General features: G+C 32.5%; 27 protein-coding genes, 1 tRNA gene and 1 other RNA gene. 15 read left to right on the top strand and 14 right to left on the bottom strand.

The features are described from left to right. The first annotated feature begins 184 nt into the window (after window positions 1-184). The 3 genes from ABWU45_RS07565 to ABWU45_RS07555 all read left to right on the top strand — a co-directional run bounded on the left by ABWU45_RS07565 (window position 185) and on the right by ABWU45_RS07555 (window position 1,363). Window positions 185-481 (top strand): transposase, encoded by a 297-nt coding sequence (locus ABWU45_RS07565; RefSeq protein ID WP_353278392.1) that lies wholly within the window; start codon window positions 185-187, stop codon window positions 479-481. Window positions 482-669: 188 nt separating this feature from the next. After that, window positions 670-930, top strand: a complete 261-nt coding sequence (locus tag ABWU45_RS07560; protein ID WP_353278391.1) for a hypothetical protein — start codon at window positions 670-672, stop codon at window positions 928-930. Window positions 931-1,207: 277 nt separating this feature from the next. Further along, a complete protein-coding gene (locus ABWU45_RS07555; RefSeq protein WP_264686765.1) occupies window positions 1,208-1,363 on the top strand; it encodes a hypothetical protein in 156 nt (51 codons plus the stop codon). A gap of 333 nt (window positions 1,364-1,696) precedes the next feature. Here ABWU45_RS07555 and tldD read toward each other — a convergent pair whose 3' ends face one another. Continuing rightward, entirely contained in the window at window positions 1,697-3,127 is a 1,431-nt protein-coding gene (gene tldD / locus ABWU45_RS07550; protein WP_353278389.1) for a metalloprotease TldD, read from the bottom strand. Window positions 3,128-3,189: 62 nt separating this feature from the next. Here tldD and ABWU45_RS07545 point away from each other — a divergent pair. The 3 genes from ABWU45_RS07545 to ABWU45_RS07535 all read left to right on the top strand — a co-directional run bounded on the left by ABWU45_RS07545 (window position 3,190) and on the right by ABWU45_RS07535 (window position 5,501). Then, window positions 3,190-3,274 (top strand) — tRNA-Leu (locus ABWU45_RS07545). A gap of 62 nt (window positions 3,275-3,336) precedes the next feature. Beyond that, entirely contained in the window at window positions 3,337-3,837 is a 501-nt protein-coding gene (locus tag ABWU45_RS07540; protein ID WP_353278387.1) for a hypothetical protein, read from the top strand. A gap of 713 nt (window positions 3,838-4,550) precedes the next feature. Further along, window positions 4,551-5,501: a J domain-containing protein gene (locus ABWU45_RS07535; RefSeq protein WP_353278386.1), complete on the top strand. Its 951-nt coding sequence runs from the start codon at window positions 4,551-4,553 to the stop codon at window positions 5,499-5,501. Here the strand turns inward: ABWU45_RS07535 and ABWU45_RS07530 are convergent. After that, the gene (locus tag ABWU45_RS07530; RefSeq protein ID WP_353278385.1) at window positions 5,481-6,770 is read right to left on the bottom strand and encodes a bifunctional folylpolyglutamate synthase/dihydrofolate synthase; all 1,290 of its coding nucleotides are present in this window, start codon (window positions 6,768-6,770) and stop codon (window positions 5,481-5,483) included. The two genes, ABWU45_RS07535 and ABWU45_RS07530, sit on opposite strands and share 21 nt — an antisense overlap. After that, entirely contained in the window at window positions 6,767-7,351 is a 585-nt protein-coding gene (locus tag ABWU45_RS07525; RefSeq protein ID WP_353278383.1) for a phospholipid-binding protein MlaC, read from the bottom strand. The genes ABWU45_RS07530 and ABWU45_RS07525 overlap by 4 nt, the downstream gene beginning before the upstream one ends. Before the next feature lie 117 nt (window positions 7,352-7,468). Here ABWU45_RS07525 and ssrS point away from each other — a divergent pair. From ssrS to ABWU45_RS07510, 3 genes are all read left to right on the top strand, one after another. Next, window positions 7,469-7,630: non-coding RNA, 6S RNA (gene ssrS / locus ABWU45_RS07520), on the top strand. A gap of 17 nt (window positions 7,631-7,647) precedes the next feature. Further along, window positions 7,648-8,109 (top strand): type II toxin-antitoxin system RatA family toxin, encoded by a 462-nt coding sequence (locus tag ABWU45_RS07515; RefSeq protein ID WP_353278382.1) that lies wholly within the window; start codon window positions 7,648-7,650, stop codon window positions 8,107-8,109. Between the two features lie 14 nt (window positions 8,110-8,123). After that, complete coding sequence (locus tag ABWU45_RS07510; RefSeq protein ID WP_050780607.1) at window positions 8,124-8,855, top strand: thioredoxin domain-containing protein; 732 nt, start codon at window positions 8,124-8,126, stop codon at window positions 8,853-8,855. Window positions 8,856-8,883: 28 nt separating this feature from the next. Here the strand turns inward: ABWU45_RS07510 and ABWU45_RS07505 are convergent, their stop codons facing one another. Next, a complete protein-coding gene (locus ABWU45_RS07505; RefSeq protein WP_010403908.1) occupies window positions 8,884-9,162 on the bottom strand; it encodes a DUF2671 domain-containing protein in 279 nt (92 codons plus the stop codon). A gap of 251 nt (window positions 9,163-9,413) precedes the next feature. Between ABWU45_RS07505 and ABWU45_RS07500 the strand changes: the two genes are divergently transcribed. Next, on the top strand, window positions 9,414-10,091 hold the full coding sequence (locus tag ABWU45_RS07500; protein WP_353278380.1) for an O-methyltransferase: 678 nt from the start codon (window positions 9,414-9,416) through the stop codon (window positions 10,089-10,091). Here the strand turns inward: ABWU45_RS07500 and ABWU45_RS07495 are convergent. Then, window positions 10,063-10,716, bottom strand: a complete 654-nt coding sequence (locus tag ABWU45_RS07495; protein WP_353278378.1) for a glutathione S-transferase family protein — start codon at window positions 10,714-10,716, stop codon at window positions 10,063-10,065. The genes ABWU45_RS07500 and ABWU45_RS07495 overlap by 29 nt on opposite strands. 320 nt (window positions 10,717-11,036) lie before the next feature. On the opposite strand from ABWU45_RS07495, the gene ABWU45_RS07490 reads away from it, so the two are divergent. The 3 genes from ABWU45_RS07490 to ABWU45_RS07480 all read left to right on the top strand — a co-directional run bounded on the left by ABWU45_RS07490 (window position 11,037) and on the right by ABWU45_RS07480 (window position 13,187). Further along, window positions 11,037-11,321 (top strand): transposase, encoded by a 285-nt coding sequence (locus ABWU45_RS07490; protein ID WP_353278377.1) that lies wholly within the window; start codon window positions 11,037-11,039, stop codon window positions 11,319-11,321. Between the two features lie 193 nt (window positions 11,322-11,514). Next, window positions 11,515-11,823, top strand: a complete 309-nt coding sequence (locus tag ABWU45_RS07485; protein WP_353278376.1) for a hypothetical protein — start codon at window positions 11,515-11,517, stop codon at window positions 11,821-11,823. A 71-nt stretch (window positions 11,824-11,894) separates the two neighbouring features. Then, window positions 11,895-13,187: a hypothetical protein gene (locus tag ABWU45_RS07480; RefSeq protein WP_353278374.1), complete on the top strand. Its 1,293-nt coding sequence runs from the start codon at window positions 11,895-11,897 to the stop codon at window positions 13,185-13,187. Window positions 13,188-13,231: 44 nt separating this feature from the next. Here ABWU45_RS07480 and ABWU45_RS07475 read toward each other — a convergent pair whose 3' ends face one another. From ABWU45_RS07475 to ABWU45_RS07445, 7 genes are all read right to left on the bottom strand, one after another. Beyond that, window positions 13,232-14,473: a citrate synthase gene (locus tag ABWU45_RS07475; RefSeq protein ID WP_264682789.1), complete on the bottom strand. Its 1,242-nt coding sequence runs from the start codon at window positions 14,471-14,473 to the stop codon at window positions 13,232-13,234. 79 nt (window positions 14,474-14,552) lie between these two features. After that, window positions 14,553-14,822 carry a 30S ribosomal protein S20 gene (rpsT, locus tag ABWU45_RS07470; RefSeq protein WP_007302369.1) on the bottom strand — a complete coding sequence of 90 codons (270 nt, stop codon included), beginning with the start codon at window positions 14,820-14,822 and terminating at the stop codon, window positions 14,553-14,555. A gap of 43 nt (window positions 14,823-14,865) precedes the next feature. Continuing rightward, window positions 14,866-15,591 carry a lysophospholipid acyltransferase family protein gene (locus ABWU45_RS07465; RefSeq protein WP_029237643.1) on the bottom strand — a complete coding sequence of 242 codons (726 nt, stop codon included), beginning with the start codon at window positions 15,589-15,591 and terminating at the stop codon, window positions 14,866-14,868. 56 nt (window positions 15,592-15,647) lie between these two features. Then, window positions 15,648-16,634 carry a site-specific tyrosine recombinase gene (locus ABWU45_RS07460; RefSeq protein WP_353278372.1) on the bottom strand — a complete coding sequence of 329 codons (987 nt, stop codon included), beginning with the start codon at window positions 16,632-16,634 and terminating at the stop codon, window positions 15,648-15,650. Between the two features lie 371 nt (window positions 16,635-17,005). Continuing rightward, window positions 17,006-17,641, bottom strand: coding sequence for a DnaA ATPase domain-containing protein (locus ABWU45_RS07455; RefSeq protein ID WP_015588224.1), 636 nt, complete (start codon window positions 17,639-17,641; stop codon window positions 17,006-17,008). 105 nt (window positions 17,642-17,746) lie between these two features. Continuing rightward, window positions 17,747-18,820 (bottom strand): AI-2E family transporter, encoded by a 1,074-nt coding sequence (locus ABWU45_RS07450; protein WP_264682792.1) that lies wholly within the window; start codon window positions 18,818-18,820, stop codon window positions 17,747-17,749. 49 nt (window positions 18,821-18,869) lie between these two features. Then, the gene (locus ABWU45_RS07445) at window positions 18,870-19,436 is read right to left on the bottom strand and encodes an alpha/beta hydrolase (RefSeq protein ID WP_353278370.1); all 567 of its coding nucleotides are present in this window, start codon (window positions 19,434-19,436) and stop codon (window positions 18,870-18,872) included. Here ABWU45_RS07445 and ABWU45_RS07440 point away from each other — a divergent pair. Both ABWU45_RS07440 and ispD read left to right on the top strand, forming a co-directional pair. Beyond that, the gene (locus ABWU45_RS07440) at window positions 19,435-19,581 is read left to right on the top strand and encodes a hypothetical protein (protein ID WP_010404009.1); all 147 of its coding nucleotides are present in this window, start codon (window positions 19,435-19,437) and stop codon (window positions 19,579-19,581) included. The two genes, ABWU45_RS07445 and ABWU45_RS07440, sit on opposite strands and share 2 nt — an antisense overlap. A 278-nt stretch (window positions 19,582-19,859) precedes the next feature. Next, entirely contained in the window at window positions 19,860-21,065 is a 1,206-nt protein-coding gene (gene ispD / locus ABWU45_RS07435) for a 2-C-methyl-D-erythritol 4-phosphate cytidylyltransferase (RefSeq protein WP_265024840.1), read from the top strand. An 84-nt stretch (window positions 21,066-21,149) separates the two neighbouring features. Here ispD and ABWU45_RS07430 read toward each other — a convergent pair whose 3' ends face one another. After that, window positions 21,150-22,016, bottom strand: coding sequence for a ParB/RepB/Spo0J family partition protein (locus tag ABWU45_RS07430; protein ID WP_264682796.1), 867 nt, complete (start codon window positions 22,014-22,016; stop codon window positions 21,150-21,152). Then, a complete protein-coding gene (locus ABWU45_RS07425; protein WP_264682797.1) occupies window positions 22,013-22,855 on the bottom strand; it encodes a ParA family protein in 843 nt (280 codons plus the stop codon). Before ABWU45_RS07425 ends, ABWU45_RS07430 begins: the two co-directional genes overlap by 4 nt. Window positions 22,856-22,926 lie beyond the last annotated feature (71 nt).

The following is a 22,926-nucleotide window of genomic DNA, read 5'->3' as shown; positions in this document are numbered from 1 at the left end:
TTAATTGATATAAGGAATTAGATCTTTCACTGTCATCCCAGTGTTTCTTTCCCCTGCCATTCCGGCGTTTCCTTCTTCTGTCATCCCAGACTGGGATGGCTTTGTTGCATCGCTCAAGTGAAAAGAACTGGCAGTTACTGACAAAATTCATTATAAATAGCCATTTAACTGTTGAAGAAAAAATATGCCACAGAAAATGAAAATCAGTAACCAAAACGAATATAACAAATTCCTTGAAAAAAGGGGGAATATTTTTCGTTACATCGATGAAGCTATCGAAAATTGGTATGAAAATAGTCCAAAAATGCAGGGCGGCAACTATATTTATAGTGATAAAGTTGTGATTTTGGTGCATATAATCGTTAATCTTTTTAGAATTGGTTTAAGACAAACAGTCGGGTTTATAAAAGGGTATTTGCAACAAATAGGAAGAGATTTGCAGCTATTCACAAGCATCAAAAAAAACTTAATATTAAGATAAATGATTGCAGGATTGATAAAAGCAACATGGAAAATATTGAAATTATCATAGATAGCACAAATTTACAGTAACACTCCTGGCCACAGTAAGGAAAACAGTGCAGATAGAAAGTACCGAAGCTACGAGCAAGTAAGAAAGTTACATGTTAAGTGTGAATAGTAAAAAAGCTATAGCTGCAAGATACAGTAATGGCGTCTACTCTGATCACTTGTGATTTGCTAAAAGAAGTTGATTTTCAGCATGCCATAAAAGCACTATATGCAGATAGAGCATGTGATAGGCACAAGTTTTATAAGTTGTGTAACGAATATGATATAAAGACAAAAATTCCACCAATAAACAATGCGGCAGAACATTCAAAAATAGATTATATGTCTGACAGGAATGCTGCTATTAGGTTAATAAAATTATACGGTGAAGATGGCATGAAAGAATGGAAAAAGAAGTAAATTATGGGAAAAGATCTTATATTGAAGGGTTTTTCTCAAGATTAAAGCAAATATTCGGATTTAGTTTTAGGAATAAATCTGAGATAAATCGAGAAAAAGAACTAAATGCTATTTGCTTAATAAATTCACTGGTATTGGTATGGCTAAATTTGAGATAGTTACATGAATTTACCATAAATCACCATCTCATAAAGTGTGATGCAACAAAGCCAATCGGGAGTCGCAATAGTAAAAGTGAAAGAAATCTTCAAAGTAGAACTATCCCCCAAAGCTGCACATGGACATAGAATATCCTTTATCAGGTATGGACGTAAACATTGAAGATCTTCCCCTAGAGCTGGATATAGATATAAAGTCATTTATACCATTACCTATATTCGAGAAAAATATCACATGCCAAGAACCTTGTCAAAATTATATAATCTATCTCTAGAGCAGGTTATTGAGAATGTCAATCCACATAAAAGAGCCAGGTATTCCTAACACCACTAAACTCACAAATTCATTTGCTAGAGTTTATAAGTTCTTGTTTATAATAATTTTATTATATCGTAAAACCATCTATATCGGCCTATTTAAACAGTATTTTACTTTCCTTAAGGATTTTTTAAAGATCACCTATTGAATTCTATGATATGATTTTTTGTGAGATTGTTATACACGTTATAGCAAGGAAGGCAGAGAGATTTGTTAAGTAGTTTTTGCATCTATATGAGCTACTTGAATAATGGTTACAATATAATTGTACAGCATGAGCTGAGTTCGCTTAGCCCTTATCTACATATTCAGTTCCACCAACAGTTATTGCATCGACCTTGAGTGTTGGCTGACCAACTCCAACAGGCACATTTTGTCCGTCTTTTGAGCACGTACCAACACCAGGATCTAACTTTAGATCATTACCAATCATTGATACTTTTTTTAGCACTGTTGGCCCATCACCAATTAGCGTTGCTCCTTTGACTGGTTGTGTAATTTTACCATTTTTTATTAGGTAAGCTTCCGAAGATGAGAAAACAAATTTTCCTGATGTTATATCAACTTGTCCACCACCAAAATTTACTGCATATAGGCCTCTCTTTACACTGGATATTATTTCTTCTGGTGTATATTTTCCTGGCAACATATAGGTGTTTGTCATGCGTGGCATAGTAACTTCTTTGTAACTTTCTCTTCTACCATTACCAGTTGGATTTACACCCATAAGTTTAGCGTTCATATGATCTTGCATATATCCTTTTAGAATTCCATCTTCTATAAGCACATTATAGCCAGGTAAAGTACCCTCATCGTCTATGCTAATAGAACCACGCAAATTAGGTAGAGTTCCATCATCAATTACAGTAATGTTACTGGCTGCCACTTGTTTACCCATAGAATTTGAAAATGCCGAGATTCCTTTACGGTTAAAATCACCTTCAAGTCCATGACCTACAGCTTCATGCAATAATATTCCTGGCCAACCTGAACCTAAAACAACTGTCATCTCTCCAGCCGGAGCTGGAATTGCCTCAAGATTTACTAGCGCTTGCTCTAACGCTTGATTTGCAACTTCTTTCCACTTCTTCTCAGAAACAAACTTACTATAAGAGTCTCTTCCACCATGCCCTGCAGAGCTTTTCTCCGCTCGGCCATTTTTCTCTACGATGACTAGTACATTAAAACGTACTAAAGGTCTGATGTCGCTTAACCTGTGATCATCTTTTATTATTTGTATAACTTGCCATTCTCCACTTAGAATTATTTTTACTTGCTTCACGTAGTTATTCTTGGACCTTACATACTCATTAACCTCATTGAGTAGTTTAATCTTTGAGTTCAGATCCATTTCATTTATGGGGTTAATCTTTGAATACAGCTCTCTTGTTCCCTCATTTAAGTTTATTGAATTTGTTTTGTTTAAAGATACTGAACTTTTCACTATAGAAGCAGCGTTACTAATTTCCTTTTCGCTAATTTCAGAAGAGCAAACAAAAGACGTACTATCCTCATAAAAGGACCTTAACCCAAATCCCCTTCTGATATTCAAATCCATGTGTTTCAATATGTTATCATCAAAAACCAGGGACTCTGATTGGCAAAATTCTAAAAATAATTCACCACCATCACTATCGCTCAAAGCGTTGTTGACTATTTTATATACATTATTAATATTAACATTGTTTTGAGCAAAAAATATTTGATCTAGATTTGGCATTACCTTTGAGCTAAAAATTGTTTAAGTATATTATTTAATTTTAACATAGTAAATCACAAAAAGCCCGGGTGGCGGAATTGGTAGACGCGCTAGCTTCAGGTGCTAGTAACTTTTTAAGTTGTGGAAGTTCAAGTCTTCTCTCGGGCACTCTATATTGATTTTTGAGTTAATTAATGCTATAATATAACATATTTACTATACTTAAGTTTATGAGTTGCGACAAAGAGAGGCTTGTTTACAGAAAGAAAATAAGAACTTATTCAAAACGCTTAGTTACTGCATTATCTATTGCTTCTTTGAGTGGGTACATAGCAGCATTAGCTTTGAATATTTCTGCCTTAAGCTTGTATTTTACTATTGCCAGCACTATACTAAGTGCACTTTCGCTTGCTTTAAATATATGGTCATTAACTGATCATTTTAAGCAGTGTGGCCTTAATAAGCAACTCGATACCTCTTGGCAAGATAAATTAATGAAGATCTGCCTCGACATTACATCTAACGTTTCATTTTTAATAGGAGGAATTACATCTATATTACCTCTTGAATTTCCTATTATCCCCTTTATTTCCGTTGCTTTTTTTATTCTAGGTTGTACCTTTATGGCAACCAATTTCATTCGAACTATGATTAGTCAGCCGCAAATAGATGAAAGTAATAATCTCAAATCTAGTAGTCATTTGAACGATCAATCCACGATAGCTGTCTAATTATCACATGTTAATAAATTAGCTTATTTAACTTGACAAATTACGCCATCCCCCTTACTATGAAAGTAAGAGTATTTATCCTTGTTTTTAATCTCCGCGGATTTAATAACAAAATTCAGTAAAAAACTCAGATATTTATTGGCAAATTACATAAAAATTATAGCGGCTGCATATCTTTTAAATTTTTTCTACATTCAGCCAAATCGCGCTTTAAATAAGCGTTAGCACATTATTACAATGCCAATTTAAATTATTATAGGGTCAAAACTCGCTATACGGGGGTTCTTTTGTCTTTTTTTTATTTAGTAAATTTCTTAATATTTGTAGCTAAAGTAATTTAAAAGAGCCAGCGCGTGACGCTGGATCCCAGTGTCGGAGCACTGGGATGACAACAAAGGGCTACTTAAATGACAAGATAGATAGAACTGGCATGAATTGGATTTGAGTAACTCAAATGACCAATGAAAACTGTAACCCTAAACATTGAAGCACTATTATGCACTAAATGATAATTTTCATACACTTGTCATGGTAGTCGTGAAAGAAATAATTCATACAATAAGCATGAATGAAATGATTTGGAAATTTATATATTATAAAGTATTAATAGTTAGTTAATTTGTAGGTGTAATATGGCTAGAAATGTTTTGAATGAAAATGAGTACCACGCTTTAAAGCAGTTGTTTTGAACATTTAATATTAAAAAGGAGGATGTGGTAAATTCTGATATTGAGAATATTAAGAAAAAGTTTAGTAAACAATATCGTGAATTATCGTTAAAATATCACCCAGATAAAAATCCAGGCAATAAAGAAGCAGAGGAGCAATTTAAGGTTATTGCACAAAATAAATCATTTTTTGGAGAATTTGTAATAGAGCCGTTGGAGAAGGGTTTAAACAAAAGGAATAATTTAATGAAAGAATTACGTGGTAAGTTATGGAACCATAGTTATGAGGAATTGCAAAAATATCTAGATGATAAGAGTAGAAGTAGGTTCTTTAATAAGAAGCAGTCAATTAACGATAATATAATTGCTTATTCAAAATATTCTTCTTATTCTAATTCCTTAGGAGGTATTTTGCAATTTTTCTCATTCATTGCATTTTTTATAAGCAATGGTGTTACCTATAATGTCCCCTTAGCAGTAGGTTTCTTTGCTCCCTTGTTAGCAGTACTTGTTTTGAGTTCAGCTATCGCGAGCATTTATACTAGAAATGGAAAAGAGTTTAATAATCAGACTAATATTTCATTATTGTTTAACTTTGACCAAGAATGCAAAGATTTTTCAGAAAGCGATAGGACTAAATTAAAGTGGCTAAAAAATTCACTTATTTTGAGCAACATAATCTGTACATCTTTAATGTTTTCCGGTGTGGGATTAGATTTAGTTGCCAACGGCTTTGGTATAACTAACTCTATGATGTTATCCGGATTATTACTTTCATTACCAGTCACGCTTTTAATTGTTACTTCACCTATTTTAAATGCTGCAAGTGAGTATACTCTCAAAAAGACAGTCATAAATTCAATTGAGGAGCAATTTAAAGGTAGTGATCAGTTTATAGAAGTCGATAACGAAAAGCCAAGCAGTACTATGAGCAATCAAAGTTATTTCCCCATCAGTCAGTTAATATCATCAAAGTTAGCTATTCTCCATAGCTAAGTCTCTAGCTAGGAACAATGAGCCACAGATTAGTATGGTTTTGACGTTTTGAATAGAGGCTTTCAATATGTAATTTGATATCGCATCGCCGATTGATTCACATTCAATAGCATTTATTCCTATATTATTAGCTCCTTCTTTGATTAGATCTGTACTTGTTGCTTTAGGCTCAGATTTAACACAAACGGCGCATAGTAGTTTGATGTATGGCTTTAAGTGCTCTAAGAACTCTGCGACGTTTCTGTTACGAGTGACACCAAAGATCATATAAACACCTTCAGCAAAATTGTCTTTTACCCACCTAGCTAACACTCTGGCACCATCATTGTTGTGTGCACCATCTAGAAATAATTGCCAATCTTTTGGTAATAAAGAAATTAAATTACCTTCTTTTATAGACTCTAGCCGCGCAGGCCAATAAGTGCTCTGTAAACCTGAAGCAATGTCCTCTTCTCCAATATCAAATCCATATTTTCCACTCAAAATGCTACATGCTGCAATGGCGTTTCCTGCATTGATTATTTGGTGTTCACCCTTTAAAGATGGCAAAGAAAATTCTATTGATTGAATAGCCGATTGAAAGACCATTCTGTTATTCTGTTTTTCGCAATTCCATTCAAGTCCTCCTCTATACAGAGGAGATTTCTTATTTATTGCATGATGCTCTAGCGTGTTCATTATAGATTTTTCTTGTGGTGCTATTACGCAAGGAACATTAGGTTTCATTATTCCAGCCTTTTCACCTGCTATGGTTTCTACGGTAGGACCAAGATATTCTGTATGGTCAAGGGCAATTGAAGTGATGATCGTTAGAATTGGATTATCTATAACATTTGTTGCATCAAGCCTTCCACCCAGACCCACTTCAACTAAAGTAATATCAGCTTTATGACGAGAAAAAGCTAAGAAGGCTGCAGTCGTTGCGGCTTCAAATAGAGTGATGGGTTGTTCTGCGACTGCTATACGGCATTCTTCTAGTGAGTTATGTAATTCACTATCATCGATATCATTGCCTGCAATAACTATTCTTTCATTAAAATTCACTAAATGTGGAGAAGTGTAGGTATGAACTTTATACCCTGCTGCTTGCATTATATATCTTAGAAATGATAGTGTCGATCCTTTGCCATTAGTGCCAGCTATGTGAATTATTGGCGGTATTTTTTTCTCAGGATTGCCTAATCTATTGAGAGAGCTTTTTATGCGATCAAGAGAAAAATCCTTTGGTCTACTGCCAAGCGGCTTAGGCCAATGAGGCATGTATATCATAGATTATTGTTACATTTTAATTCATCTATTACACTTGCCATGCCGTGCGTGTCGATTTTTTCACTAAATTGAGAACGTTGATTAATAGCAATACTTATCCCACTCATTACAACATCGTTTATTAAGAAAGAATTGTCACTTTTAGTCACTTTAAAGTCAATGTTTGTAAATTCCTCATCACCATAAGAAAATCTTGTTCCTATCAGACAAGTTTCATCGTCAACTGCTCTTGTACTCATTATGATCATTTCACTATTATTTATGTATTTATACAAAATTTTAGCGCACAAACGCGCGAGATATACTTCATATTCTTTTAGAAACTCTTCTTTTTCTTTCTGAGTAGATAAATTCCAATATTTCCCTATGACAAATCGAGATATTCCTTTGAGGTCAACATTATTCTGAATAATTTTCAGAAGTTCTTCTTGTACATGTTCTGAATTTTTTCTATTCCCTTTCATAGACGTGTTGTCTACTTGCTGCTTCATGGCAAGCACAAAAGTTTTGTGCCCTATACAATTCGCGTAAGCACTTGAGGAGATTACAATAAAAATGGTTAAGAACTTAATAAGATTCATAAGATATATTTATTAGCTATGATACTTAAAATGCAAAATTTAACAAAGGCAAAATAATGATCGCTAGTTTTAATATATCTATAGACATACTCTATATAAATAATCTATAATTAATTTAGGGGTCTGTGCTATGCGTTATGAGTTAAGTTAAATTTCCCGAGCGATAATTTCTGATCAAGGGAATTGCCTCTGTTAATTTCATTGAAATTAGTACGTGATGCCCACCTTAACTTTAGGTCTCAGGAATCTACTAAGACTGACGGTAGATATGGATCCCTTTTCCATTATTTAGGTTTATGTTACACCAATATAAAGAACAAGGTGTTTTTTTCTGTTCATCTCATGAGATATTTCAAGTTGTAATTGACGTTGAGAAGTATCCTGATTTTGTTCCTTGGTGCAAAGCTGTTTATATAAAAGAAAAAACTGATAGCCAAATGATTGTGGACCTCCTTGCAGCTTTTCATGGCATTAAAGGAAGTTACACATCAGAAGTGACCTTCCTTTCTCCAAGTGGAACAAATGAAGGTTGGATAAAAGCTGTGTCGTCAAATGGAATATTTAAACATTTATACAACGAATGGAAATTCACTCCTATAGATGAAAGTAAAACTATGGTAGAGTTCTATATAAAGTTTGAATTTAAATCCAATTTGTTTTCCACCTTATTAAACTCAGTGTATAAATATACACAAAGTAAAATAATTGCTGCATTTAAAGACAGAGTAGAAAGCCTTGCTAAACAAAAGTTATCTTGACATCATTTATATAAATGCATAAATTCTTTAATAAGTTAAGTGTTTCCATTGTAATGATTTTTAGATTATTGTTCTTACTTATTTTTATAAGTGTTAGTTCTTATGCAGCTATTGAACAAAACTTACCCAACACTCAAAAAACTGATGAAATAACATCAAAAGAACTACTGTCACTACTGCCTGATGATAAATTATTAGGTGATCCAAAAGCACCAATTTTAATGATAGAATATGCTTCGCTCACTTGTTATCACTGTTCTCTTTTTCATAAGAAAGTTTTTCCTAAAATCAAAGAGAAGTACATAGATACAGGTAAGATGTTATACATATTCCGTCATTTTCCTCTAGATTACAGAGGATTAAAAGCTGCAATGCTAAGTTATTGCTATGAAAAAGAAGAAGACTATTTTAATTTTAACAAAGCTGTGTTTAATGCAATAGACTCGTGGAACTACTCTAATTTTAGTGATTTAACTATACTACAAAAAATTGCTGCACTAAGCAATTTGAAGCAAGATGTATTTAACCAATGCATTAATGATAAAAAGATGATGGACAAAATTATAAATGATAAATCACTTGCAATCAATAAACTTGATATCACAGCTACTCCTGTATTCATCATCAAGCTTAACGATGACAAATCATACGTAGAGAATGGTAAAATCAAACATGAAGGATATAGAGAGCTGGAATATTTCACTAATGTAATAGATGAGTTATATGGAAAAGCTATAGTGAAGTAATAACACTTTAGCTTACCATATAAAAACCCTATGCTGAATCAGTATTTTTTGATACTGTTTGTTGCTTTTTACGCTCAAACTCTCTTTTTTTACTGTGCCAAGCATAATAATACATAGCAATTTTATTCTCTATTAATACTATCGTTCCATCATAAAATTGGACCATATCCATAACTTTTTTCTGAGCTTCGTTAAAGCGTTCTTTGTACTTCTCGCGATAAGCTGGATTGTGCAGTAATTTCACTCCTTCATTATTATTAGATTTCTTGCTTAACGTTTCAACTTCGTTAGCAATGTTATAAGACATATAACCCCCTCTAATTGATTATAAAAATTACATTTTAAGAGAGATGTAAATAAACGATCCCTTAATTCTAGTATAACAACTGGTTATTATACTAGTTAACCATAGTAAAATATATAATAATCTTTGTCACTTAAAATTTTACTTTATAAAATAACAACTTAAAATAAAAAAATTTTATTATTCTTAACTCTATTGTTATATTTATAAATCTTATATAGATTAAACCTCCTTAGTTTATATTATAAAACTTAATGCGTCATAACTTTAGCAGAAAATCGTTGTACATAAGAAGCTTATTTGCAAAAGAGTATAAAAAAATAGAAGAACATTGTACTCTTGATAAGAAACAACGTATTCAAATCACTCCTGAAGAAGGAAAATTATTAAATTTATTTATCAAAATCCATAAAGTTAAAAGCATAGTTGAAATTGGCACGTTATATGGTTATTCGTCAATTTGTATGGTAAAAGCTTTACCGAAAGATGGTCATATATATACAATAGAAAATAATCCTCAACACTCAAGAATAGCAAAAAAAAATTTTAGTGCTTTTAATCTAAGTGATAAAATTACTCTAATAGAAGGTGATGCACTGGAAAAAATTAATGAATTATCAGCAAAGGCACCATTTGACATGATATTCATCGATACTGACAAAAGTAGTTATCCTAAGTATTTAGATTGGGCAGAGTCATACATTAAACAAGATGGGCTAATCGTTGCAGATAACACTCTATTATTTGATACAGTATTTTTAGAATCTCCTCCAAAAGAAGTATCAGAAAAGTCATGGCATGCTATGAGAGAGTTTAACTATAGATTGTCAGATGAAAAAAAATATTTCTCCATATTGATTCCTACTGACGAAGGAATGACTGTAGCTTTAAAACTAACGCAAGTTAAAAATCAAGGTCAGCGTAATGTCTAGGGGGAGTTAAGCCAAAAACTCTCTCTAATAATATTTCGCGAAAACAAGGCCTTGATTTAACAATGGAGTACCATTCTTTTAAAATCTTACTTTTTTCCCATGGAAAACTATTTACGTAGTCTATTATAGAAATATGTGATGCTAAAGTAATATCGGCTAAAGTGAACTTATCGGTTGCAAGCCAAACGTTCTTGTTAATTAAGTGTTCGATGTATTCCATATGGCAAGGCAGGTTATTCTGAGCTGCATGAAGAAACCTAGAGTCAGGGCTGCGGTTAGTAATTACTTTTTCATTCATAATATACTTAGTAACTTCATTGTAAAATTTGCTATCGAACCAATTGATTAAAGCGCGTATTTTAGACTTAATAATAGTGGATGAACCAAGTAATTTGACGTCGCTATTGTAAGCCTCTTCTATATATTCACAAATGGCATTACTATCCGCTATTACAAAGTTATTATCTATTAATACTGGTACTTGTCCGATTGGATTGATCTCCATGAATTCATTCCGCTTTTCCCATGGATTTTCATATACCAAATCACAACTCAGCTTTTTTTCCTTGAGAAGAGCTCTAACTTTTCGTGAAAACGGACAAAGAGGAAAATGATATAAAATCATAATATTCCTCTTTTGTTATTCCAATACCTATATGTTGTCATTCCAGTACGTGACATTAGAATCCAGCTTATTTCATTATGGACATTACTTTTAACATATACTCCTAGAATCCATTGTCCATTGTATAATTTCCAAATATTTTTATACTTGAATCCCAGTACAACTGTACAAACATTGTAGTCTGAGAGCAATCCCCACCGGAAGGGTGTCATTTCAGTGATTGACACTGGGATGGCTTTGTTGAATCGCTCAAGTGAAAAGAACTGGCAGTTACTGACAAAATTCATTATAAATAGCCATTTAACTGTTGAAGAAAAAATATGCCACAAAAAATGAGAGTCAGTAATTGCCATGAATATAACAAATTTCTCCAAGAAAGAGGAAGCATTTTTTGTTATATCAATGACGCCATAGAAAATTGGTACGAGAATTGTCCAAAAATGCAGGGTGGCAACTATATTTATAGTGATAAAGTTGTGATTTTAGTGCATATAATCGTCAATTTCTTTAGAATTGGTTTAAAACAAACAGTCGGGTTTATAAAAGGATATTTGCAACAAATAGGAAGAGATTTGCAGCTATTCACAAGCATCAAAAAAACTTAATATTAAGATAAATGATTGCAGAAAATAATATAGAAGATATCGAAATTGCTATAGACAGTACAGGAATTAGTATATACAACAACACACAGCAAGGAAAATAGTACTGACAGAGTGGCTATGAGCAAACGAGAAAATTGCACGTAATGTTGAATATAAACAACAAAAAAAGCCATAGCTGTAAAATACAGTAACGGTGTCTACTCTGATCACTTGTGATTTGCTAAAAGAAGTTGATTTTCAGCATGCCATAAAAGCACTATATGCAGATAGAGCATGTGATAGGCACAAGTTTTATAAGTTGTGTAACGAATATGATATAAAGACAAAAATTCCACCAATAAACAATGCGGCAGAACATTCAAAAATAGATTATATGTCTGACAGGAATGCTGCTATTAGGTTAATAAAATTATATGGTGAAGATGGCATGAAAGAATGGAAAAAAAAGCGTTTAATAGTATTCTTCGTTTCAGTAATGCTGTTGTTACTAATTTTACTGTAAAGGATGATCATATTGTTATCTCGTTTGATAATAATATGACTCTTGATCGGCGCATAAAGTACCTGAGCAGTATGAAAGAAAAAATAATACAAAGATTTTGTCCGGATGAAAGTATTCTTGATGATAATTTTTATACAAAGTTTTTTCCTTTTAACTCTGATCAAGGGAAATCGGCTGAAGATAATAAATTTTTGGTGCCAATTAGGAAAGAGGTGGTTTCTAATCTAAAGTTTTTGCTAGCTAATGAAATTGCGCGATTTGCAACAGATCTTATTAAAGAGCAAGAAAAAGAAGACAAAAAATCGGAACTAGGTTGTGAGGATCTATCAGATGATATAGAGGAGGAGATAGAAAATCATGTAGATTATAATATAATTGATGAAGTCTTTAATAAGGGATCTTATCTATATGGTGCGGAGTGTATTGATAGAAATTTGCAACGTTCTTTTGTAGATTTGCTCTCATCGAGGATAACAGGTTATGAAAATGGTCCTAAAAAAACTAAGGATTTTTTAGAAGAGAAAGGAAATTATGTATATCTAAAGAAAAGCATTTTTGATAATCCTAAGCTTGTTAAAGACATAGTAAAGCATATAGTATCTCTGACATGCCGTTGTTTTGATACTCCAAATACCGAGGATGAAATGAATGACACTCTGAAGTCCGCAGTTGTTGATTTAATTTGTAAGGCACTACCGCACCTACCAATTGATTCTATGTGGCATACTTCCCATAAAGAAAGTAAAGATGAGTATTCAATTTTGGCTCCTGTTATTGATTGTGATAATTACATAGAGTTTTTAAATGAAAAAGAAGTTGATCATATTAATAATAAGGTGTTTGGTGGTACAAAAGTATTGTGTGATGTAAAAGATGATATTGCAGAAAGAGGTCTGCCAACATATGGTGACGGACGAATATATGCAATAGACTTTTTTAACCCAGACATTGCTTACTGTGTGATGAATAAGATCACAGAGAGCTCTGTAATCAATGAGGATTATAAACTGTCCATTGATCCTGCGCGTGTGCCAGCTATGAAACCACAAACTCTTGCCCCTTCTGAAGAAAAAGTAGGGACGGATGGACCAAGTGCAGATAGTGGTTTTGGTGGTTCACCTAAGAATTCAGTTATAGGTAAATCACATAATGGAAACACAAGCAAATTCCTTGGGCCCGACTACTATGGTGAAGGTGGGGGTGATGCTTCGGCTAAAGATAGTGGCTTTGTCCCTTCTTCAGCACGATCTTCTTTTAATAAGCCCAAAACAACATTTAACCAACCTTCTATATCACAGCCTGACCAATGTTCTGCAAAAAAGCAGACATCAACTAGTAAGAAATCAATTTGTTGTATTTTATAGCTAAAGAAAATTAGACTATTTGAGGACGAATTGTGAATGAAAGTTTATTTGCCAAGGTAGAGCTGCCTTGGCCTACAAATCTTGGTTTCTTTATCGTTTACCATTTCATACCACTGGGCAACCCAACCAGTGGTTCTTGCAAGTGCAAAAATGGGTGTAAACATACTTGAAGGGATACCGATAGCATTCATTATTATACCTGAGTAAAAATCAACATTTGGATACAACTTACGTGTAATAAAATACTCATCCTTTAAAGCTATTTCTTCAAGTTTTTTTGCAATTTCAAGTAATTCATTGTTTTGCTCTAGTTTGCTTAAAATCTCATGACAAGCATCCTTTAATATAAGCGCGCGCGGATCATAGTTTTTATAAACACGATGTCCAAATCCCATTAGCTTAAATGGATCTTTATCATCTTTAGCTTTCTCAATGAATCTATCTACATCTCCACTTTGCTCTATCTCTTTTAGCATATTTATAACTGCCTCATTAGCTCCACCGTGTGCTGGACCCCAAAGTGTAGCAACTCCTGCAGACAGGCTTGCAAATAGATTAGAACCAGCTGACCCTACCAATCTGACAGCTGCTGTAGAAGCATTCTGTTCATGATCAGCATGAAGAGTAAATATTTTATCCAGAGCTTTTACAAAAAGGGTATTATTAACAGCACTGCCAAATATCATATTTAAGAAATTCTCACTATAACTTAATTTATTATTAGCATTTATGAATTCCTGATTGTTGATATGTCTATAAATCATTGCAACAATTGCAGGAACTTTTGCTATTGCAGAAATTCCAAAATCTAAATCTTCACCATTGACATTGTTGCCATGCATTTCATGGTAAGACGCTGACAAATTTGCAAAACATGCAACTAAAATCGACATAGGGTGAGCAGTTTTTGGAAATGCTTTGATTACATTTGTAACTTGCTCTGATACTTTGGATGATTCTTGTATTTTGAGAAGAAATTTTTTGTGTTGCTCTGAACTGGGTAATTCACCATAGAGCAATAAATAAATCACAGCAGTAAAATTATTATTCTCTGCCAAATCAGCTATATTATGTCCCCTATATTTAAGAACTCCTTCATCTCCATCAATGAATGTAATTGTAGAAGAGCATGAAGCTGTAGAAACAAACCCTGGATCGTAAGTGAATAATCCTGTTGTCTTATATAAGTCCTTAATATTTAACACATCAGGACCTACTGTTCCACTTAATACGGGCAGATCAATTTTTGACCCATTACTTAGTTCCAATAATGCTTTTTTATCCATCACTTGAGCTACTTAATTTTATACAGAATATACAAACTGAAGAGTATATATTAATACAGCTAACTTTACATTAACCGTATTAAGCGGTCATCAATGCTTTTACTTTTGCATTTAAGCGACTTATTTTACGCGCAGCGGTATTCCTATGAATGACACCTTTATTTACACATTTGTGTAAATTGGATTCAGCATTCCGAAATGCCAAGACAACATTCTCTTTATCACCAGACTTGATTATATCAACTAATCTTCTAATAGCAGTACGAGTTTTGCTTTTTCGCATCTTATTTACTAAAGTACGCTTTGCTATTACCTTCATCATTTTTTTAGCACTCTTATGATTTGCCATATATTAATACCTGTACTTTTCTTTTAATTATAAAGTTTTTTTGTTAATTTGCAATATCAGTTTTTTCTGCAATTAATCTACTACTTCTTTCTTCAATGATTTTTTCTAAACTTTGCAAGAATTCATTTTTGTTTAACCCAGGATATATGGGAGGTAATATTTCTATTACCGCCTTTCCGGGATTCTTTCTCAGAGAAAGTATGCTTTTTGGCCAAAACAAACCAGTGTTTAAAGCAATCGGTAACACAGGAACAGATAATACGCTATATAAAGCAGCAATACCCGATTGATATTTTATATTTTGGTTTATAGTTGTTCTTGTACCTTCAGGAAATATTATTATGCCTCTATTTTCTTTTATACACACTTTTGCTAATTTCATGATATGACGCACAGAACTAATACCATCTGAGCGGTTAATAAAAATCATTTTTAATGCCATGAGATGCAAACCAATGAATGGAATCCATTTCAATTCACGTTTTAAAATAAAAACTGCTTTTCTAAAGAGTAGTATAAAAATAAATGTTTCAAATGGAGATTGGTGTTTAGATGCAATTATAAAAGGTTGCTTAGGAATGTTTTCCATTCCCCTCACTTCATATTTAATGCCACATAATAAACGCAACATGAATAATACAACTCTCACCGAGCAAACAAGGAAAATGGTTATTACACACTCAGGAAAGAAAATTACAGGGAGAGTAATTAAAGTATAGAATACTTCCCATAATATAAGGAGTAAATTAAATAATAAACTTGCAATCACAAACACACGTAAACTTATTTGAATTTAACTTTACTACAAAACTAAAAGCAATAAGTTTAATTATTGATCATCTGAGTAATAGGATGAGAATCAGCTAATTTGTCCTTTAACTTTTCGTTAGCAATATGAGTATATATTTGTGTTGTAGAAAGATTAGTATGGCCAAGAATTTTTTGTATCAGCACAATATTTGCTCCGCTATTCAGTAGATGGGTAGCAAGAGAATGCCTAATCACATGTGGAGAGATTTTATTTTCATCAATATCGCACTTTCTTGCTAATTCCTTTATTAATTGACCAACTCTTTGCCTTGTAATTGGTTTATTAGGTTTATCACCTGGGAATAGCCAATCAGATTTTTTGTTGTTAAGGAGCAGATTGTCACGAATTGATAAATAATCTTTAAGGCTTTGCAATGCTTGTTGATTAAAAAAGATTTGCCTTTCTCTGCCACTTTTTCCCTTTATTATTATGTAGCCTTCCTTACCATTACTGTTTACTAAATGTGATACTTCACATAACTTCATATTGATTAGTTCAGAAACACGCATCCCGGAAGAGTAAAGAATATCTAAAATTGCACATAGCCTTTTACTGCTTATCTCTTTATTCGATCCGCTTGCTGATTTTTTTACTGTTTCCATGAGCAAAAATATTTCTTGAACACTTAAATACTTAGGCAAAGGACGGGAAACCTTTGGATTTCTTAATTCACTATCATTGGCCGGTGCTGGATTAAAATCTATTATTCCATCATTAAATAGGCACTTATAGAAATTTTTGATAGCAGATATTTTTCTTGATATAGAGCTAGTTTTATATTTCTTTTGTGTACGTAAAAAGTTTACATAATCTTTAATATTAGCTTTACTTGCACCAACTAAGGTAGTGCCTCCTTCTAATAAAAATTTTTCAAGTTGGTGTAAATCTGAACGATAACTTTCCAAAGTATTTTGTGTAGAGGATTTTTCGGAAACCAAAGTATCTATGTAATACGTTATGTAAAGATCCTCTTTTTTATTTTGTGGTTGTTTATTTTTCATTATCAGCTCCTATATTTATTTCTTTGACTATAATTTGATTAAAAGTATTTTTTGTATTTTTTATAAGAAAATATGAGATAAATAAAACATTTATCAATAAAGTAAGTACTACAAACCTTTGTTTTAACCTTTTTTTTAAATTTGATCTTATTTTTACCATATTTCAATTATAACATCAAATCTATAAAAAACATCCTGTAAAGTAAGTTTTACTATCATATAAAATATTCCTTAGCTATGTCTGTTTATGCTTATTACATCATAGTATTTATTATAATTTTAACATAAAGAGATAGTGATTTCAACTTCATTATTGTATGGGTATTAATAAATCTTTAATATATATAACAAATGTCTTGCAGCAGAAGGAATCACTTGGGACTTTTTTTTAATAAAGTGTTAATAAAAGGAATGGTTACATTTGATCCTATGGATTCACTATCTATTTTTTCTATAATTTTATTAATGCTGTGGAAAGAACGTTCTATTCTTGCTAGAATATAATTAATCACTTTTAAATCAATTTTTAACTGTTTATCTGAAAATCGTTTTATTAGCATAATTCTTAATAATTCCTCGCTTGCAGGCAAAATTTTTACGCTGGTAGTTGACAATATTCGGGAGCTTAAATCTCTTAGTTTGAAGTTAAGCTTTTTTGGTGAAATTGAAGAAGTGATTAGCAGTCTCTTATCATTTTCTTTCATATAATTATAACAATGTAACAACATTTCCTCATCTTTAATGTTTTGTACATCCTCTAAAATAAACGCATCGCTATACCTAATTTCGCTTACAAAATTATTCACATTGATAAAAATTGCATTGTTTATTGATTGCCAAATATGAGCAAGGTGAGTTTTTCCAGAGCTGTTAGGTCCAAAAAGAATCAGGCATTTCCAAGATAAATCGTTAACTATTGAGTTATATACGTGCTTATTTTCGTCTAAGGTGATATAGTTTTGCCAGCAATAATCAACTTGATTATTGCTAAATAAATTTAATTGCACGTAAAGCCTCTTACATTACTACTTTTTGATAATAATTTTTGCATAAAAATTTACTTGCATCTCTCAAATGTATCAGAGGTCCTTTTTCTTTTTATCGTGAACTAATTAGCCATTTTTATAAAGCTCACTTTCAAAATATTTATTGACTGCATATTCTACTAATACACTGAACATTCCTATTATTGGAATAAAAAATAATATACCTATAAACCCAAAATATGAGGTGCATATGACAACTCCTAAAATAATGATAGTTGGATGTATATGAACTTTTTTTCCTATTAATAAAGGCACTAATATGCTTGAGTCTATTAATTGACCAACACTAAATAATAGCAAGACAGCAGTACTTTCAAACCATCCACTAAATTGAGTAATGGCGCTCAAAAATCCGATAATAGTGTATAATAATGGCCCTATATAGGGTATAAATGTTAATGTTCCTGATAAAATTCCAATAGCTACAGAATGCTTCAGCCCAATTATGCTAAGGCCCACGGAGTAAAAGATCATCATGACTATACATACGTTTAACTGTCCCTTTAGGTAATTAGATATAATGAAATCTACTTTGGAAAAATAACCTGCAGCTTTTTCTCTGTAAAGAATGGGAATTAGTTTATTAGCCTTTTCTACAATTGCAGGCCAATCACGTAATACATAAAAAAACACCACAAGCGTAATAGCTATTAATGATACCATGTAAATCAAATTAAAGCTTGAATTTAGCACTTGAATTATAAGATTACTGCCCATGCTAAGAGCATTTATAAAATAAGATATATAATCACTATAATTTTCTACTAGATTTTTAGACAAGTGATCAAATAAACTATCTTCAGTTTTTATATTAAGAAATTCTAGCACAGAAGGAATCACTTTAAGCTTTAATGAAGGTATCTTATTCACTAAGAAATTTAATATTAAAGTAATTTGAAAATATATAATAGGTAAAACAAATGTGATAACTAATATAAAAGCTATCAATAAGGTAAGTATTATAAAAACTACAGAACATGAACGTGGTATTCTATATTTTTCAAACTTGGTTACTAGCGGGTTAAATAGATGTGCAACAAAAACAGATATTAGACACGGAACAATCATAGGACGCATCAAAAATAATGTCCCTATTATGAAAAGCAGTACACAACAAATAGTTATATGACGTTTTTGCATGTGTTTAGAATAGTTAATTTACCGAAAAATATAAAGTTTTTTGTAAGTACTATCTATTCATTATTTTATTAGGCATGAGATCAGCCAAATTTTCACTCAATTGCCAACTAGATAAAACTCCGTTATGCGGGTTATCTGTAAAGCCTCTCAGATTAACGATCTTAATCGAATTTCTATTTAACAATAGATCATCTACTGCCTTTGCCAATTGTGCAGGATATGGTATTAAGGTGTCTCTTTCATGATTAATGACTACTATTGGTATATTATCATTTTGTAGCTTTTGTATATTGCTTACTATATCAAAATCTAAATTTAGGACCTTAAGCATCTTTTTCAATAAGCATGAGGGCAGTACACTTAAAATTTTTGCTTGAGGAATTGGAAAATGCTTTATTGCATTATGAAAAGAGCTGAAAGTGCTAGTAAAAATAACGCCTCCAAGTTTAATATTTTTGTCTGTAAAATATTTTAATACTTCTGATGCAACTGCTCCTCCAAAGGAATGGCCGAAAAGTATGATGTTTTCAGGTTTTACACCCTTGTCCATTAATTCATTGATTTTTTTTATCGCAGACTGAGATAAGCTTTTATTCTTATTTATAAATGGAATCATGAGTATTGATATAGACAAAAAAGTGCAAATCAAAGCTGCTAATATTGCTGAATTCGCTGTCCTAGACGTCATTGGGTTGGTAAATAATATCAGAGCGGGTGATAATATGGATATTCCTAAAAATAAGAAACTAGCTATTGCGTAAGTTATATAGTTTTGAAATGCAATTGGGTATTTATGTGCATGAGTGTAGAAATTAGACCTATGGAGATATCTAGATCTATCTTGTATATACCTGGACGCATTTTTATAATTATCACCTATTCCATGAAAAAATATAAGATGTATCTCATTTTCTTTATTATATTTAGCAACGTGCATTATTTCCCTCTAACATATATTACACCTAGTAAAAGAATATTCTTTTTTGAGAATTGGATCAAACTTTTTTAAAATGCTAGATAACTTGTATTAACAACGAAAATGATAAGCATGTACACTAACAGACTTGAGGAATACAAGATAGCAGCATTAATAGTTGCAGCAGGAGTAGGCAGTAGATGCAATGCCAAAATCCCTAAACAGTATATAAAACTGGCAGGTAAGTCTGTTTTATTTCACACAATTAGAAAATTCTTAGCTAATCAGTACATAAGTTACATAAGAGTGGTAGTAAATGAAAGTCAAAAAGATTTCTATAAAGAAGTTACGTCATCAACTATAGATACTAAATTGCTGAGTCCAGTATGTGGAGAAAAAAGCAGGCAGAGTTCAGTTAAACTTGGACTGGAGAGTTTGCAAAAGATCAATCCAGATTTTGTTATTATACATGATGCTTGTAGGCCTTTTGTATCAAATATTCTAATAAATAACTTGATTGAATCTATGATTAATGGTCAATATACAGGAGTAGTTCCAGCAATAGAAGTCGAGGATACTATATCGTTGGTGAGTAATAATTTCGTTGAATCTACGATTTCAAGAGAAAAACTTAGAGCCATACAAACCCCTCAAATTTTTAATTTCAGAGAATTATTATCGTGCCATCAGTCAGTCAAAGAATTTACTGATGATTCATCACTAATGGTGGAGCATAAAAAACATGTTGCGATTATTGAAGGTGAGAAAAAGAATTTTAAGTTAACTACAAAAGAGGATATCAATATGGCAAAACTTCTCTTTGGAGAGCCAAAATTCCGTGTCGGAACCGGTTATGATATACATAAATTTGTTAAAATTCAAAATGATGCTAAGAGCTTTATAAAAATTTGCGGTGTGGAAATTGAGCATAATATGGCAATAGAGGCACATTCCGATGGTGATGTTGCAATACATGCAATCGTTGATGCAATACTCGGAGCACTAGGATGTGGCGATATAGGAGAACATTTTCCTCCTAATTCCTCTAAATGGAAGGATTGCAATTCATCTCATTTTCTTGACTTTGCTGCTAAAAAAGCACAGGAAAAAGGATATAGCGTGTCTAATTTAGATATTACTATAGTTTGTGAAGAGCCTAAAATATCGCCTTACAAAGCAGGAATGAAGGAATTCATATCAAAAATATTAGAAATTAATGGTGAATTCGTAAATATCAAAGCAACCACAGCGGAAAAATTAGGTTCTATTGGAAGAAATGAGGGAATAGCAACGTATGCTTCTGTGCTATTGCGTGCAAATTTTTATTGAAGGTAGAAACGAAATAACTTACTTGACAAAATCCACCATTTCACTTCCATTGCAAGGAAAGTGGGAAGGTTTGTCAAGAAATTTCTATGAGCTACTTTCGACATTAATAGCTGATTCAAGTCTTCTATTCAAAATTTTCAATATAAAATCCAATTCATTTGAGTTGTTATAACGTATCATGACTTTACCCTTAGAATTACTGTCATTAATTTTGATCTTTAAACCAAGTTGAGAAGATATAGCCCCTTCTAGTGCTGCCATATCTTGATTTTTAGTATATTTATGCTCTTTTTGATCGTTATTTTGTTGTAAGTCTTTTATCAATTTTTCAGTTTGTCTAACGCTCAGGCCCTGAGAAACTATTCTTTCTGCAAGACTTTCCGCATTTTCAACATTAATCAATGCCCTTGCATGGCCCATAGACAGTTTTTTCTCGTTGATCATTGTTATCACTCCATCAGGGAGTGATAACATTCGAGTCATATTGGTTATGTGACTGCGGCTTTTGCCTAAAGTTGAAGCTAGTTCTTCGTGTGTATAGGAGAATTCATCTATTAGTTTCCTATACGCTTCACCTTCTTCTATTGGATTAATGTCTTGCCTCTGTATGTTCTCAATTATCGATACTTCTAAGCATTCCTTGTCATTTAAATCTTTTATGATGACTGGCACACTATCAAGATTTGCAATTTTACTTGCCCGCCAACGACGTTCCCCTGCTACTATTTCATAATCGTCATCATTTGGATCTTTGCGCACCACAATAGGCTGTATAATGCCATTTTTCTCTATCGAACTTGCAAGTCCTTTCAATGACTCTTCATCAAAATATTTTCTCGGCTGAAATTTGCTCGGATGCAGTAATGCAACGGGTAACCTATCTTCCTTATTATCATAATTATCGCCTATGAGGCCGGCAAGACCTCTACCTAAGCGCCTATTATCCTTCACGCCGTACCCTCACTTACCAGCTTTTTCTCTTTACAGATGCTCATGTGTTTCTTTAAAATTTCTTTTGCCAAACTTATATATGCTTGCGCACCAGGACACTTAAAATCATATACAATAGCGGGTTTTCCATGAGAAGGCGCTTCTGATAACCGTACGTTACGTGGAATAATGGTCTCATACAATGGGATGATAGTTTTATATACTTTATCATTTAAATACTGGCAAATATCATTTTTTATCTGCTCACTAAGTTTGTTGCGTCTGTCATACATTGTGAGCAATATTCCTTCTATTGCCAAGAAAGGGTTTAGGTTATTTCTTTTTATCAGCTCTACAGTCTTAACTAAATGGCTCAATCCTTCCAGAGCGAAAAATTCACACTGAAGAGGAACAATAATAGAGTTAGCAGCGGTCAAAGCATTGATAGTAAGCAGACCAAGTGATGGAGGGCAGTCGATGATTATGTACTCATAATTATCACGCACTTTCTCTAGAGTGTCTTTTAGTACGAATTTTCCCTGCTCAAGTTGTGATAGCTCAATTTCTGCAGCTGATAAGTCAACCACTGATGAAATTAACGATAAATTTGGAATTTCCTTTATATGAAAAATTGCCGACTCTACCAATTCACTTTCGTTGCTCAGCAGTATTTTGTATATATTTTTTTCTTCTCTACTACGATAAGAAACCCCGAGCCCTGTACTAGCATTCCCTTGGGGATCAAGATCTACCAATAAAGTACTTTTTCCCACAGCAGCAAAGGCTGTCGATAAATTTATACTAGTTGTGGTTTTACCAACTCCACCCTTTTGATTTACTATTGCAATGATCTTGCTCACGCCTTTTATCTTATGTATAAAATAACTCTATTGTATATATGCAAGAAATTTTTGCATTAGAAAAATTTTTT

Source organism: Wolbachia endosymbiont (group B) of Longitarsus flavicornis, assembly GCF_964028135.1.
Classification (GTDB): domain Bacteria; phylum Pseudomonadota; class Alphaproteobacteria; order Rickettsiales; family Anaplasmataceae; genus Wolbachia.
The sequence above is the reverse complement of the archived record's forward strand: the minus strand, read 5'-3'. Positions and strand labels throughout refer to the sequence as shown.

Coding starts and splice junctions, on each gene's coding strand:
- ABWU45_RS07565 (WP_353278392.1), top strand. CDS start 185: ATGCCACAGAAAATGAAAATCAGTAACCAAAACGAATATAACAAATTC.
- ABWU45_RS07560 (WP_353278391.1), top strand. CDS start 670: ATGGCGTCTACTCTGATCACTTGTGATTTGCTAAAAGAAGTTGATTTT.
- ABWU45_RS07555 (WP_264686765.1), top strand. CDS start 1,208: ATGGACATAGAATATCCTTTATCAGGTATGGACGTAAACATTGAAGAT.
- tldD (WP_353278389.1), bottom strand. CDS start 3,127: ATGCCAAATCTAGATCAAATATTTTTTGCTCAAAACAATGTTAATATT.
- ABWU45_RS07540 (WP_353278387.1), top strand. CDS start 3,337: ATGAGTTGCGACAAAGAGAGGCTTGTTTACAGAAAGAAAATAAGAACT.
- ABWU45_RS07530 (WP_353278385.1), bottom strand. CDS start 6,770: ATGATATACATGCCTCATTGGCCTAAGCCGCTTGGCAGTAGACCAAAG.
- ABWU45_RS07525 (WP_353278383.1), bottom strand. CDS start 7,351: ATGAATCTTATTAAGTTCTTAACCATTTTTATTGTAATCTCCTCAAGT.
- ABWU45_RS07515 (WP_353278382.1), top strand. CDS start 7,648: ATGTTACACCAATATAAAGAACAAGGTGTTTTTTTCTGTTCATCTCAT.
- ABWU45_RS07510 (WP_050780607.1), top strand. CDS start 8,124: ATGCATAAATTCTTTAATAAGTTAAGTGTTTCCATTGTAATGATTTTT.
- ABWU45_RS07505 (WP_010403908.1), bottom strand. CDS start 9,162: ATGTCTTATAACATTGCTAACGAAGTTGAAACGTTAAGCAAGAAATCT.
- ABWU45_RS07500 (WP_353278380.1), top strand. CDS start 9,414: ATGCGTCATAACTTTAGCAGAAAATCGTTGTACATAAGAAGCTTATTT.
- ABWU45_RS07495 (WP_353278378.1), bottom strand. CDS start 10,716: ATGATTTTATATCATTTTCCTCTTTGTCCGTTTTCACGAAAAGTTAGA.
- ABWU45_RS07490 (WP_353278377.1), top strand. CDS start 11,037: ATGCCACAAAAAATGAGAGTCAGTAATTGCCATGAATATAACAAATTT.
- ABWU45_RS07480 (WP_353278374.1), top strand. CDS start 11,895: ATGAAAGAAAAAATAATACAAAGATTTTGTCCGGATGAAAGTATTCTT.
- ABWU45_RS07475 (WP_264682789.1), bottom strand. CDS start 14,473: ATGGATAAAAAAGCATTATTGGAACTAAGTAATGGGTCAAAAATTGAT.
- rpsT (WP_007302369.1), bottom strand. CDS start 14,822: ATGGCAAATCATAAGAGTGCTAAAAAAATGATGAAGGTAATAGCAAAG.
- ABWU45_RS07460 (WP_353278372.1), bottom strand. CDS start 16,634: ATGAAAAATAAACAACCACAAAATAAAAAAGAGGATCTTTACATAACG.
- ABWU45_RS07450 (WP_264682792.1), bottom strand. CDS start 18,820: ATGCAAAAACGTCATATAACTATTTGTTGTGTACTGCTTTTCATAATA.
- ABWU45_RS07440 (WP_010404009.1), top strand. CDS start 19,435: ATGAGTATTGATATAGACAAAAAAGTGCAAATCAAAGCTGCTAATATT.
- ABWU45_RS07445 (WP_353278370.1), bottom strand. CDS start 19,436: ATGATTCCATTTATAAATAAGAATAAAAGCTTATCTCAGTCTGCGATA.
- ispD (WP_265024840.1), top strand. CDS start 19,860: ATGATAAGCATGTACACTAACAGACTTGAGGAATACAAGATAGCAGCA.